The organism is Rhodoferax sp. GW822-FHT04A08, from assembly GCF_058801025.1.
Map to the genome: position 1 here is coordinate 80,152 of NZ_JBXAMW010000012.1, position 13,249 is coordinate 93,400.

Here is a 13,249-nt window from a genome sequence, read left to right on the forward strand (position 1 = left end):
TGTCTTTGCCGGTAGACCGTGCATCACTACCCACCGTGCTGGTGCTTGCCTCCGGCCGGGGCGAGCGCTTCACCGCGTCGGGCGGCCGCGTCCACAAGTTGCAGGCAGACCTGGTGGGGAAAACGGTGTTGCAACGCACCTTGGACGCCTTGCGCGCCACCGGTTTGCACTGGCACCTGGAGGATGCGGGTCACCCCGGCATGGGGGATTCGATTGCCGCCGCCGTGCGTGCCACCCGTGATGCGGCAGGCTGGTTGATATTGCCTGCTGACCTGCCGCTGATTGCTCCCCAAACGCTCTTGGAACTGGCGACTTCCTATCCGGACGCCGAGGTGCTGGTGCCCTTGTTTGAAGGGCAGCGTGGGCATCCGGTGCGTTTTGCGCGTGCCTGCGGCGATGCACTGGCGGGTTTGAGTGGCAGCCGAGGCGCTGCGCCCCTGGTGTCCCGGTTCAATGCGGTTGAGTTGTCGGTGCGGGATCGGGGTTGTGTGACCGATATTGACACTCTGCAAGACCTTGCTGATGCTGCGCAGTTGCTGCAATCCGGTGCGCTGCGCCAGCCCTAATAGTTTTCGCGGGAGTAGATCAGCGGGTTTCTATAGACATTGAAGCTGGCCCGCGCTGAAGGCGCGGCCACGCCACTGCCCCAGTTGTACATCAGCCAGTCCGGCACTGTCGCGGTCACCGTCATGGTCTTGTTACTGCCTCCGGTATTGCCAGCGCCTGGCGCCTTGAGCCAGACATTGAAATTGCCAGCAAAGCCTGCTGTTCCACTGCTGTCGGTACCTGTGACACCGCCTTGCAGAAATTTCCGGTTGGCCTTGGAGCCGGTTGCAGCAGCAGTGCAACCCTTGCCGGAAGCGCCGGGGCTGCCGCTATCCCATACGCAGGTATTGGCCTGCAGCGTGGTGTTGGTCCCTGAAAAAACCAGGTACGGGCTCACCAGCGTGGTGCAGGTATCCGCTGTATTTTTGGTCCAGTAGGTTCCGCTGTAGTACTCGGACCACATGGGTAAGGCGAGATCCAGCAGCTCGGAACCATAGGCGTTGGACATGCGCACACGGCCGCTGCGAATGGGCATATTGACTTTCGCTCCGATAGACGTCGGATTGTCGGTATCTGCAGCACCTATGGACGCCGTGATCGGCGCGGTGGGGTTGACGTTGAAGGTGTAGGCGGCAGCGGCACCGGTGAGTGACGCGACGCCATTGCCGCTGAAGTTGGCGGCGGGCACCTGCGGCAGGGTTCCATACCCGGTGCTGTCGGTAAGCGTAACCACGCGTGCGAAATTCAGTGCCGGATTGGAGCTGTTGCCCGCATAGTTGAGCAGAGTTCTGCCATCAGAGGACTTGGCTGTCACAGTGACGCTGGTGAACGGTTGTCTGTCATAGGTGAAGCTGTTGCAGGAGTTGCTTGCACTCACATCGAAGTGATCCGCATAAAACCGCCCGATATTTCCGCTGGAAGTGCCCGTGACATTGACCGTTCCCATGTAATTGCCAGACTTCAGATTGGGTGTGAGCTGCACTATCCCGGCCTCCGACCAGCTCACAGTGGCGGTTCCTACGCCATTGGTAAAGCTGAAGTCGCTCACCACAGTGATGGCGGGGTTGTCGTTCAGATTCAGGCCAGAAGGAAGGGACTGGGCCAGCGCAATACCTTCCTTGGCGGACTCCTGTCCGAAATTGGGTGTGACCGATGGTGTGGCGCAGCCATTGAGTGCCTGGGCCGTCACCCGAAACGACGAGCCAGCTGACACAAACCTGGAGCCATTGGCATCGGCGGCAGCAGGGTTGGAATTGCCCGCCATGTCCTTGATGGCGGTGATTGCAAAACTGGCTGGCGCAAAAATGACGGATGAGCTGCCCGTCACCGTGGTCGCCGCAGAGTCCCGCACGTTCAGGGTGACCTTGCCCACGTCGGAGTATTTGATGCGTACCTTGGCCTGTGCCGAGCTGTCAAACGTGGCGCTGATGGTGGCCGGGCTGGTGTTGCTGGTGGGCGTTGCATTGCTCAAGGTCTTGGTCGTCACCCAACTGTCGGTGCTCAGTGTGACCGGCAAGGTGCCGGAAGAGGGGTCGGTATAGCTGAACCAGTACTGCAGGTTTTTGGTCGTGCTGGCGTAGCTCGCGCTGCAGGCCTTGATGGTTACCAATCCGGAATCCGCGCATGACTGAACCGAAGCGGTTGGAAACGTCACGCCAAATCCAGAAGTGGACTGGCTCACCGTGATGGAGCAGGGTATGGTGTTGTTGGTAGTGGTGCCTCCTGGTGCTACGCAATCCGATGCGGTACTGCTGTTGACCATGGCTGGGAAGATGGTTTTGGTCCGGTCGATGTCGGGCGTGATGGTTCCGCTGCTGGTCTGGGATAACTGCAAGGTGGCCTGGCCGTTGAGCAGGGTGACAGAGTCGCCGCCAACCCAGCCAGTCGGTTTTAAGGTCACATAGACATCTGTTCCTGTAAGCGGGGAGCAGGCCGGGCTGGCAGCCGTGCAGGCGGTCACCTTCATGGTTGCCGCTTGACAGGTATCCATCGATCCCACCACGCCGTTCCGGACGGGCAGCTCGAATCGGAAGTGGTTGATCACCGGGCTGGCCGAAACCATCTTGGTGGCGCAGACCTGCAGATTGGTGAGCTCGTGGATATTGGTGGAGCCACCCGTGCCGCCGGAAAACGACAACCAGAAATTCGTTGGAATGGAGGGCAGTTGTGTGCTGGCGCCAAATACGCTTTGGAGCGCGGCCATCAGATTGAAATAGTTGACTGGTGTGGAGTACGTCGTGCCGTCTGTGCTGCGCTCCACCTGAATCCATTGCTCACCAGGAACCCGCGAATCAATGGAGATGCGGAAATAGTCACCAGGGCCACCGCTCGCAGTGGACGAGCTGAGGGCGGGGGAGAGGCTGTTGGCGCTCGTCAGGTACGGATAGCCATTGGCATAGTTGCTTGCGGTGCCTGACGTGTAGAAAGAGTTGGACGGTCCTCTGATGGTGATCGAATTGGATTTGGCGCCCGGACCCAGATAGCGGTTTTCCGTGGGGTTGGAGAAGTTGCCGAATTCGTCAATACCAACACCCAACCATCCGCCGGTAAAGCCCGGTGAATTGGCAGGGCTGCTGTATTGGGCATAGCCCAAAGAGCCGCCGCTGCCGCCGGCAACCGGATTGACCTTGGCGTCTGAAAAGATCGTGACGATGCCGTCTGCTCCACTGCTGTTGGGATAGGCGTAATGCTGAAACGTGACTTGCACCAGATTGCCTGCTGCAGGGAAGAGGCGCTGAAGGATGGCCAGTGTGGCCTGGTTGCCGGTGTTCTGAGTCAGTTGCAGCCGATTCTTGCTCGTATTGATCAGCGGGTTGAACCCGCCTTTGGAGTTGCTCGTAACCCAATCACTGCCCAACGAAGAGCGGGCGAAGTTGTCGGTAAAGCAGGTGGGCGCATTTGCTGCCGTCAGTGCGACCATCTGCCCGATATTGGCTGCGTTGGCGCCGCTTGCCGATCGGACGCCGGTCAGCCCGCTGGCACCATAGGTTTCGGTGGCAAGCGCTGCAGCAACTCCGGACCCGGCGGTTGCGCTGCCATTGCTGGGGATGACCATGGTCCCGGTGGATATGGAAATGGCGCTGGAGGATGAAGCGCTCGCAAAAAAGCCAACGAGAAGTGAATTGGCGCTTTGCGCCGCCACTTCCGGCGCCGTGATGGTGGTCCCTGAACTGGTACCCGAGCTGTAGGCATTGACGGGAACGCTGGTATCCACGCCGCGGGCATCCAGCAGTATCAAGGTGGCATGTACCGCACTGGCAAAGGTCCAGGTGTAGCTGGCCGGCTCGGTGTTGGAGCGCACCTTGTAGTACATGCGTTGCTGCAGGCCGGTGGTGCTCTGTGCAATGGTCGATAGTTCGGTCCAGCCAGCGCCTATGCCAGTGACGCTGGTGCTTGCGTTGTCCATCGTCAGTTGCATCAGCATCACATCCGCACGGGTGGCGGAGCCAAGCGGTGCAATGCTCAAGGTGGTGGAGGCGGTAGCCCCTGTGGTGGATGAGTTCGCTGCCACCACGCTGACGGCGGCAGAGATCGAACCTGCAAAGCTGAAGCAAATCGCCAATAAGAAGAGCTTGATCTGCAATTTCACTTCAGCGCATACCTGGGTTGATCTTGCGAGTCATTCTATGCGCTGGGCCATTCGCCAAAACCGTTCGGAGATGCCTCTCCTCGGGCCGGTCGACGGCTGAGTGGCAGGATTTTGCCCTGCCACTCAGCCTCAAAGATCGTCAGTTGTCGGAATCTGTTGCAGCGTCATTGCGGGCCACCTTGAGCTCGCCCAGCACGACGCTCAGTTCCCGGCTCTTGCCTTGGTGCCAAACCTGGACCTTGACCTTGGAGCCGGGCGTCAGGTCACTGACCATCGGAGGCAGTTCGTTGGCGCGGTCTATGGTCTTGCCGTTGAATTGCAGCACCACGTCACCCGGCGTTACACCGGCCTTGTCCGCTGGGCTGCCGCGCTCCACTGAGCCGACCATGGCGCCGGTGGGTTTGTCCAGGCCAAGGGTTTTGGCCAGCTCGGCATTGACCGGCTCAATGCCAATTCCCAATCTGCCGCGGCTGACCTTGCCATGGTCCACCAGCTGGCGCTCCACCTTCATCGCTACATCAATCGGAATGGCAAACGACAGTCCCTGGTAGCCGCCGCTACGGCTGTAGATCTGCGAGTTGATGCCAATCACCTCACCGGACATGTTGAACAGCGGACCGCCGGAATTGCCGGGGTTGATGGGCACATCAGTCTGCAGGAATGGCACATAGCCCTCGTCGGGCAGGGTGCGCGACTTGGCCGACACGATGCCGGCAGTCACCGTGTTCTCCAGGCCGAAAGGCGAGCCGATGGCCACTACCCATTCACCTACGCGTGCGCGTTGCGGGTCGCCGATTCGTACCGTGGGCAGGTTGCGGGCATCGATCTTGAGCACGGCAACGTCCGACAGCTTGTCGCTGCCCACCACCTTGGCTTTGAATTCGCGTGTGTCGGTGAGCTTGACCGTCACCTCATCGGCGTTGGCTACCACGTGGGCATTCGTCAGGATCAAGCCACTGGGGTCCACGATAAAGCCCGAGCCCAGCGCATGCACCGGCGTCTCGCTGGGTTGAGGTGCCTGGAAGCGGCGAAACAGCTCGGCAAAGGGGTCATTGGGGTCGCCGTCGGGAATGCCGCGCTGCCAGCCGGAAAAGCGGGTCTTTACCTTGCCGGACACGCTGATGTTCACCACGGCCGGACCCTGCTGTGCGGCCAGGTCGGCAAAGTCGGCGCCGATGGCGTAACGCGTGGTTGGCGTGCCTGCCGCAACGCTCTGCTCAGTTGGGGCGGCAACTGTTGCCGTGGCGGTACTGCGCTGCGAATAGGCGTAACCGCCAATGAAGGACGTGGCGACCAGCAGGGCGGCAATGGTCATGCGGAACAAGGGATATGTGCGTGATCTTTCCATGGTGGATGCTCCTTTGCCAAAAACACGGATCAGATAGGGTCTGGCCTCAGTTTTTGCAACGGTTGAAGATGCCGCCAATGCGTCAAACTTTGGCAAGGGTTTTGCAAAGTTTTGTGAACGAAAAAGCGAGGACGTGGGCCCGCTGGAGCCCACGGTTCTGTACCCCGCTGGTAACTCCAGGCATTCCCAAGCAGGGATTTCCAAGTTACCATCCATCATGTAATTTAGTTACAACCTTTCCGGAAAACCCGCCATGGCCACATCCAACTCCGCACCCGCACTCCACCCCGTCGTTGAAGCGGTGACCCGCCGCATCCAGGAGCGCAGTGCACCGACGCGCGGTGCCTACCTCGCGCAAGTGGATGCGGCCATCCAGCGCAAGCCCGGCGCCGAGCGCATGGGTTGCGCCAATGTGGCGCATGCCTTCGCTGCCTTGCCCGGCAACGACAAGTTCAAGGTGGTGGCAGAAAAGGCTCCCAACATCGGCATCGTCACCGCCTACAACGACTTGCTTTCCGCCCACGCACCGCTGCAGCACTATCCCGACATCATCAAGACCGAAGCCCGCCACCTGGGCGCCACCGCTCAGGTGGCAGGTGGCGTGCCCGCCATGTGCGACGGCGTGACACAGGGCTTTGAAGGCATGGAGCTCAGCCTCTTCAGCCGCGACACCATTGGCATGGCCACCGCCATTGCGCTCAGCCACGATGTGTTTGATGCGGCCCTCATGCTGGGTGTGTGCGACAAGATCGTGCCAGGCCTGCTGATTGGCGCCTTGCACTTCGGTCACCTGCCGACCGTGTTCATCCCTGCCGGGCCGATGACATCGGGCCTGTCCAACAATGAAAAATCCAAGGTGCGTGAAAAGGCAGCACAGGGTCTGGTGGGCCGCGAGGAGTTGCTGGCGGCGGAATCCGCCGCCTACCATGGCCCCGGCACCTGCACCTTCTATGGCACGGCCAATAGCAACCAGATGCTGCTCGAAGCCATGGGCTTGCATGTGCCTGGCACTGCCTTCATCAACCCTGGCAATGCGGTGCGCGAAGAGCTGACCCGCGAGGCCGTGCGCACCGTGCTGTCCATCACCAAGGCCAAGCGCTTCGCGCCCATTGGCAAGCTGGTGGACGAGCGCTGCATCGTCAACGCCATGGTGGCCTTGCTGGCCACCGGCGGCTCCACCAACCACCTGATCCACTGGGTGGCCGTGGCCCGTTCGGCCGGCATCATCATTGACTGGAACGACTTTTCTGCGCTGTCCGATGTGGTGCCTTTGCTCAGCCGCGTGTATCCCAATGGCAGTGCCGATGTGAACCAGTTCCAGGCCGCAGGCGGCCCTGGATTCGTGATCGGCCAGCTGCTGGACGCGGGCTTCATGCATGCCGACGTGCTCACCGTGCGCAGCGGTGGCTTGCGCGAATTCGCATCCATTCCTGCGGCCGATGCGCAGGGCAAGTTGCAATGGACCGAAGCCGGTGCCAGCAAGGACGAGAGCGTGGTGCGTCCCGCATCTCAACCTTTCAGCACCAGCGGCGGACTCAAGCTGCTGCAGGGCAATCTGGGTCGTAGCGTGATCAAGATTTCGGCGGTGCCGGAAGATCGCCACGTTATCGAAGCGCCGTGTCGGGTATTCGACTCACAGGAAGCCTTGCACGTAGCCTTCAAGGCGGGCGAGCTGGACCGCGATGTGGTGTGCGTGGTGCGCTGGCAAGGGCCCCAGGCCAATGGCATGCCGGAATTGCACAAGCTCACACCACCGTTGGCTGTGTTGCAGGGCAAGGGTTTCCGGGTGGCGCTGGTAACGGATGGGCGCATGAGCGGCGCCTCTGGCAAGGTACCTGCAGCCATCCATATGTCGCCCGAAGCAGCAGCTGGCGGTCCTTTGGCCAAGGTGCGCGATGGCGATGTGATTCGCCTTGATGCCAATGCAGAGATGGTTCAGGCCCTGGTGGACCCGGCCGAATGGGAAGCCCGTCCCCTGGCTGCCATGCCCGAAGCGCTGCGTGCAGCCAATGGTGTGGGTATGGGCCGCGAACTGTTTGCCAATATGCGCCGCAACGCGCTGGCAGCGGAGCAGGGTGCCTGCACCTGGTTCTGATGCACCGAACTTTTTTGACCAAGGAATCGAGATGAGCACTTCCGAGAAATTTTCTGCCCTGCAAGTGATGACCGATGCACCGGTGATCCCGGTCATCGTCCTCAACGACGTGGCGCACGCCGTTCCCATGGCCCGCGCCCTGGTGGCCGGTGGCATCCGCATGCTGGAAGTGACGCTGCGCACGCCGCAGGCGCTGGCCTGTATCGAAGCCATTGCCAGAGATGTGCCCGAGGCCGTGGTGGGTGCCGGAACCGTGCGTTCCAAGGCCGATGCGCAGGCCGCCGCGGCTGCTGGCGCGCGCTTTGCTGTCAGCCCCGGCTACACCTCCACCGTGGGTCAGGCCTGTCGCGACGCCGGTTTGTCCCTGCTGCCCGGAGTGGCGACTGGCGGCGAAATCATGATGGCGCAGGAAGACGGTTTTACCGAACTCAAGTTTTTCCCCGCCATGCAAGCTGGTGGACCTGCCATGCTCAAGGCCTGGAGCGGCCCATTCTTTGATGTGCGCTTCTGCCCAACCGGCGGTGTGACGCTGCAGAACGCCCCCGAATTCCTGGCTCTGCCGAATGTGGTCTGCGTGGGCGGCTCCTGGCTGGTGCCGGCCGATGCTGTACAAAAGGGCGAGTGGGCGCGCATTACCCAACTGGCCAAGGACACGCAAAGCCTGCGCAAGTAGGCGGTTCTGTCTGCACCTATCCATTCAAAAGGGGCTGCGGCCCCTTTTTCATTGAAGAAGGAGCTGAGGCTCATCGCCCGGGCGTCAAACAAGTGTCATTGCCATCCAAATGTCGTAGAGTGTGATGAATCATTCGAATCAGGAGCAGTCATGACAATCCACTGGAATGACACTTTCAACATTGGCAATCAGCAGATTGACCACCAGCATCGGCAACTTTTCAGGATCGCCAACCGCTTTTTGGGAGCCAGTTCAAAGGAAGAGCAGTTGCAGTGTGCGGAAAGCCTATTTGAATATACGCAAAGCCATTTCGTGTACGAAGAGTCGCTGATGCGGGCCGTGAACTTCCCCGGATATGCGCAGCATGTGCGCTCGCATCAGGTGCTGACCCACCGCTTGCAGGAAGTGAAGGAGCAAATCCTGAACGATTCTCTGGACAAGAAAGCGCTGGAGGAGTTCATCAGGCACTGGGCCCTGGAACATATTCCAGCCGACGATTCAAAGCTTGCCGACTATATGGAAACCCAGGAGACCATGCGGGGCGAATTGAGCTGAATTGGCAGTCGCGTCACTGACCGCACCAAGAATGAACAACGAAAGGGCTTGATGTTTATCCAATGGAAGGAAGAGCTTGCGCTGGGAAACGCCCTGATAGACACGCAGCACCGCATGTTGATGTTGCTGTGTCGAAAGCTGGATATCGCCATCAAGACGGGGCAACCGCAACGCACCGTCCGTCGGGTGCTGCTGGAGGTGAAGAAATTCACCGAATTCCACTTCATCAGCGAGCAAAACCTCATGCACGAGATCGGCTATCCCGATGTGGAGAAGCACGCAAGAATCCACACGGAACTGCTGATCGAGATCCAGGTGCAGTTGTCAAGAATTCAACATGGCGTCGAGTTCCCGGAAGACGTTCTGTATGAGCTCCACGAATGGTTTTCAAAGCACGTGATCAATGAAGACCTGCAAATTGCCACCTACGTGAAGTCGTCATTGCAAAGACCTATTGGCGAGGACCTTTACGAAAAGTTCCTCTTGCAGGGTGGCGAACCTTGAGCGCCGGGCGTCGCAGTTACTTCCTCGAGTTCAGTTGAATCAACTCGATCTTGTATCCGTCCGGGTCTGTGACAAATGCGATTACCGTCGTGCCACCCTTGACTGGCCCGGCTTCACGCGTCACATTGCCACCGGCAGCCTTGATCTTTTCGCAGGACGCATAGGCGTCCTCTACGCCCAGCGCAATGTGACCGTAGGCGGTGCCCATCTCGTACTGTTCCACGCCCCAGTTGTAGGTGAGTTCGATTTCAGCTTGTGCCGGGTTTGCTTCAAAGCCCAGAAACGCCAGGGTGTACTTATATTCGGGATTCTCCGAAGTCCGCAGCAGTTTCATGCCCAGCACCTGGGTATAGAAGTCGATGGAGCGTTGAAGATTGCCAACGCGCAGCATGGTGTGTAGGAATTGCATGCCGCAGATTGTGGCGCAATTCATTGCCCTGCGCATGCCGTGCGGCAGAATGTCGGACGCCAGACCAGTCCATTCTTGAGAGTACGCGATGACCTATTTCACCCAAGTTGTTTTGTTTACCGACGTCGATGGACGTGCCCGTTTTCGCGAGGACCGCATACCTTATACGCAAGGCAACCCGCAGTCCATGTTGACCGAAGTGTTTGCTTCCGGCGGCTTTCAGCTGCGTGTGAGTCCGGTGGGGTTTCGCAGCTCCTTCCATTGCACCGGAGCACCCCAATGGGTTTTCATCCTGGCCGGTCAGATGGAAATTGGTATCCAGGGCGGAGAGTCTCGCATCTTCAAGCCGGGTGAGCATTTCTATTCGGCAGACGTGTTGCCCGAGGGTGCTGTATTCGACCCGACGGTACACGGACACTGGAGCCGGCAAGTTGGCGCTGAGCCCTTGCAGACTCTGTTCGTCAGGGGCTAGCCGCTCACGGGCATGCCAGAGGGCGTCTCACTTGCGCAATTGCATGTTGAAAACCATGGCGTTAATGGAAGCGACTACCTCCGGCAAATGCAGGAACTCATTGAGACGCGTCAGAGTGGGCAGGCTCAGGTAAGAGTGCACATGGAAAAACTCCACGCTGTGCTCCTGTGATAGATCGAACGTCGACAGGTCCTTGATCTCGCCGTAAGCCAAGCGTTCGCCCAGCCTTGCGCACACGTAGCAAAACGCCATGCGGGTGCTGCGCTGCAGCTGGGTGCTGTCGCAGGGTGTGACCAGCACGGAATCAATGTCACGCACATTGTTCACGATGCTGTCGGGCAGCTCCCATTCGCGCATCAGCAGGCTGCCGATTTCGGCCGCACTGAGCCCCAGTTCACGCTGCTCCACGCGGGCGCGCTCCAGCATGCCCTTGGCCATCATGGGCATGACCAGACTCTTGGGCAGCAGGGAGTGGCTGGCCACATGGCCCAGAAAGGACAGAACGACCTGGGTTACCAGGGTACCGGGTTCGGGCAACTGCAGCAGTTGGGCCAACTTGTAGCAGAGCTCGCTGGCAAAGGCACTGGCGTTCCAGAGCCCATCGAAGATCTTCTTGACTTCAGGGTCCTCGGATTGGAAGGACTCATCCAGCATGTACTGAAGGCAGATGCTGCGCACCGTGTTCATGCCCATGAAGGTCACCGCTTGGCCAATACTGCTCAAGGGCGACTTCAGACCGTAGAAGGGGGAGTTCACCACTACCAGGACCTTGGCGGCGATCTGCGGCTCGGCCATCACGATCTCGCTCAGTTCCGAGGTGTTGGCCGAAGCCAGGAACTCTGGTGAAACCAGCTTGTGCAACGCGCTCGGCGGCCGCGGTATGCGCACCAGCATGTCCACCACCGCTTGGGCCTCTTCCTCGGAAAGGTCGGCGCTGCGGGTGAACTCAAAGCCTTTGAGCATGGCTTCGATGTGTGGATTGGCGACGCGGACGATGCTGCGCATGGCAGGCTGGGCCGCAGCGGGCACTTTGGCAGTCGGCATGGACGGCGGCGTTGCCGGCCCGCTCACCGGATGCCGTACAGACGCCTTGGGCGCGGATCCGCCTTTCTTGAGCAGAAAAACAATCCCCACGGCGGCCAGCACGGCCAACGCCAAAGTTATATATGTCACGTCAATCGGCTCCCTAGGCCTGAGGCGCAAATTGCGCCGTTTATGGGAACCGATTTTGGACTATTTTTGGCAGCTTGCTTCTTTAGCGGTTGGACGAACCCGGACCGCGCGGGCCGCGCGGACCATTGCTGGGGCGACCGAAGCTGTCACTACGTCCACCAGCATATCCACCGCCGCCGCCATTGCGGTTGCCACCGCCATAGCTGCGTCGGGCACCGCGCTCGGCCATCATGTCGACGCTGGTACGCATTGGGTCCGGCTGGCCGCCGGGTACGCGCGGTTCACGTGGTTCATTGGCAAAGCCTGCGGGCTGGGGCATGGCGCCACCGGGACGGCCACCGCGGCCTTGCGCATGCGCCGGGCGTTGGCCTTGTGGGCGAGGGGGTTGGAATTCACCATTGCGGTCATTGCGGTCATTGCGGTCGCCGCGCGGTGCGCCCTGGCCTGCGCCATTGCCACCGTTGCGGCCACGGCTGGCACCTTGGCCGCCGTTGTTGCCACGTCCGCCACCGTTGCCGGCACCTGCAGCACCCTTGTTGTCGCGTACGCGTTGCAGCATCTCGGTGCGGGCTGCCTTGGCGGCCGCCTGCATGACGTCGCGGCTGGGCGGCTTGCCAGCGCCGCCCCAGATGGTCTGGCGGCCCATGGCAATGGGTTCGGCCTTTTCACCCGGTTCGGGCGCAAAGCCTTCAACGACCTTGACTTCAATGTTCTGCTTGGTGAAGCGCTCGATGTCCTGCATGAAGCCTTCTTCGTCCAGACACACCAGATTGACGGCGGCACCATCGGCGCCAGCGCGGCCAGTGCGGCCAATGCGGTGCACATAGTCTTCGCTGACGTTGGGGATCTCGTAATTGACCACGTGGGGCAGGTCGTCGATGTCGATGCCACGGGCCGCAATGTCGGTAGCGACCAGGGCGCGCACGGCACCGGTCTTGAAGCCCGACAAAGCCTGGGTACGGGCGGCCTGGCTCTTGTTGCCGTGCAGGGCCATGGCGGTGATGCCGTTCTTCTCCAGGAACTCGGCCACGTTGTTGGCGCCGAACTTGGTGCGGGTGAACACCAGCACCTGGCTCCAGTTGTTCTGGTTGATGATGTGGGCCAGCAAAGCTTTCTTCTTGCCGCGACCCACGGGGTGGATCACCTGGGTGATGCGCTGCACGGTGGTGTTGCGCGGCGTGACCTGCACGCTCTGTGGGTTCTTGAGCAGGTTGTTGGCCAGATCGCGGATTTCGTCGCTGAAGGTGGCCGAGAACAGCAGGCTTTGCTTTTCCTTGGGAACCAGGGCCAGCACCTTCTTGACGTCATGGATGAAGCCCATGTCCAGCATACGGTCGGCCTCGTCCAGCACCAGCATCTGCACCTGACCCAGGTCCAGCATGCCTTGTTGTTGCAGGTCCAGCAGGCGGCCGGGAGTGGCCACCAGGATGTCCACGCCTTTTTTCAGCTTGCTGATTTGCGGGTTCATGCCCACGCCGCCAAAGATGACGGTACTGGTGAGTTGCAGGTATTTGCCGTAGGTGCGGACCGACTCTTCCACTTGGGCCGCCAGTTCACGTGTGGGGGTCAGCACCAGGGCGCGGATGCCGGTGCCGCCGAATTTGTTCTGGGCGCTGCGGCTCATGGTCAGACGGTGCAGCATGGGCAGGGTAAATGCCGCAGTCTTGCCGGTGCCGGTCTGGGCGCCGCCCAGCAGGTCGTGGCCGGCCAGGACCAGGGGGATGGCTTGTGCCTGAATGGCGGTGGGGGTTTCATAGCCCTCTTCGCGCACGGCCTTCAGAATGGCCGCAGCCAGATTCAGTTCTTCAAAGTTCATTGGTTTTTTGGCGCCTTTCCAGGCGCAGGGTACCGGCCGTTCCACTGGCGAAAAGCCAAGCGGTCAGTC

The 13,249-nt window shown here is 60.4% G+C and carries 11 protein-coding genes; 6 read left to right on the forward strand and 5 right to left on the reverse strand.

The genetic code is table 11. The features are described from left to right. The first annotated feature begins 5 nt into the window (after positions 1 to 5). The gene (locus AC1RMF_RS20140; protein WP_493143904.1) at positions 6 to 566 is read left to right on the forward strand and encodes a nucleotidyltransferase family protein; all 561 of its coding nucleotides are present in this window, start codon (positions 6 to 8) and stop codon (positions 564 to 566) included. On the opposite strand, the gene AC1RMF_RS20145 is transcribed toward AC1RMF_RS20140, so the two are convergent. Together AC1RMF_RS20145 and AC1RMF_RS20150 are read right to left on the reverse strand one after the other, a co-directional pair. After that, on the reverse strand, positions 563 to 4,135 hold the full coding sequence (locus AC1RMF_RS20145) for a DUF6701 domain-containing protein (protein ID WP_493143847.1): 3,573 nt from the start codon (positions 4,133 to 4,135) through the stop codon (positions 563 to 565). The genes AC1RMF_RS20140 and AC1RMF_RS20145 overlap by 4 nt on opposite strands. 139 nt (positions 4,136 to 4,274) lie before the next feature. After that, the gene (locus AC1RMF_RS20150; RefSeq protein WP_342618291.1) at positions 4,275 to 5,483 is read right to left on the reverse strand and encodes a Do family serine endopeptidase; all 1,209 of its coding nucleotides are present in this window, start codon (positions 5,481 to 5,483) and stop codon (positions 4,275 to 4,277) included. A 253-nt stretch (positions 5,484 to 5,736) separates the two neighbouring features. Between AC1RMF_RS20150 and edd the strand changes: the two genes are divergently transcribed. The 4 genes from edd to AC1RMF_RS20170 all read left to right on the forward strand — a co-directional run bounded on the left by edd (position 5,737) and on the right by AC1RMF_RS20170 (position 9,310). After that, positions 5,737 to 7,578 carry a phosphogluconate dehydratase gene (edd, locus tag AC1RMF_RS20155; protein ID WP_493143849.1) on the forward strand — a complete coding sequence of 614 codons (1,842 nt, stop codon included), beginning with the start codon at positions 5,737 to 5,739 and terminating at the stop codon, positions 7,576 to 7,578. A 31-nt stretch (positions 7,579 to 7,609) separates the two neighbouring features. Next, positions 7,610 to 8,251 (forward strand): bifunctional 4-hydroxy-2-oxoglutarate aldolase/2-dehydro-3-deoxy-phosphogluconate aldolase, encoded by a 642-nt coding sequence (gene eda / locus AC1RMF_RS20160; protein WP_342618289.1) that lies wholly within the window; start codon positions 7,610 to 7,612, stop codon positions 8,249 to 8,251. A gap of 150 nt (positions 8,252 to 8,401) precedes the next feature. After that, positions 8,402 to 8,806 carry a bacteriohemerythrin gene (locus AC1RMF_RS20165; protein WP_493143851.1) on the forward strand — a complete coding sequence of 135 codons (405 nt, stop codon included), beginning with the start codon at positions 8,402 to 8,404 and terminating at the stop codon, positions 8,804 to 8,806. 51 nt (positions 8,807 to 8,857) lie between these two features. Next, positions 8,858 to 9,310: a bacteriohemerythrin gene (locus AC1RMF_RS20170; protein ID WP_342621173.1), complete on the forward strand. Its 453-nt coding sequence runs from the start codon at positions 8,858 to 8,860 to the stop codon at positions 9,308 to 9,310. A gap of 16 nt (positions 9,311 to 9,326) precedes the next feature. On the opposite strand, the gene gloA is transcribed toward AC1RMF_RS20170, so the two are convergent. Then, positions 9,327 to 9,719, reverse strand: coding sequence for a lactoylglutathione lyase (gene gloA / locus AC1RMF_RS20175; protein WP_342618287.1), 393 nt, complete (start codon positions 9,717 to 9,719; stop codon positions 9,327 to 9,329). A gap of 88 nt (positions 9,720 to 9,807) precedes the next feature. Here gloA and AC1RMF_RS20180 point away from each other — a divergent pair, with 88 nt between their 5' ends. Then, on the forward strand, positions 9,808 to 10,191 hold the full coding sequence (locus tag AC1RMF_RS20180; protein ID WP_342618286.1) for a cupin domain-containing protein: 384 nt from the start codon (positions 9,808 to 9,810) through the stop codon (positions 10,189 to 10,191). Between the two features lie 27 nt (positions 10,192 to 10,218). Here the strand turns inward: AC1RMF_RS20180 and AC1RMF_RS20185 are convergent, their stop codons facing one another. Together AC1RMF_RS20185 and AC1RMF_RS20190 are read right to left on the reverse strand one after the other, a co-directional pair. Next, entirely contained in the window at positions 10,219 to 11,364 is a 1,146-nt protein-coding gene (locus AC1RMF_RS20185; protein WP_493143854.1) for an HDOD domain-containing protein, read from the reverse strand. 82 nt (positions 11,365 to 11,446) lie between these two features. Further along, a complete protein-coding gene (locus AC1RMF_RS20190; RefSeq protein ID WP_493143856.1) occupies positions 11,447 to 13,180 on the reverse strand; it encodes a DEAD/DEAH box helicase in 1,734 nt (577 codons plus the stop codon). Positions 13,181 to 13,249: the final 69 nt, after the last annotated feature.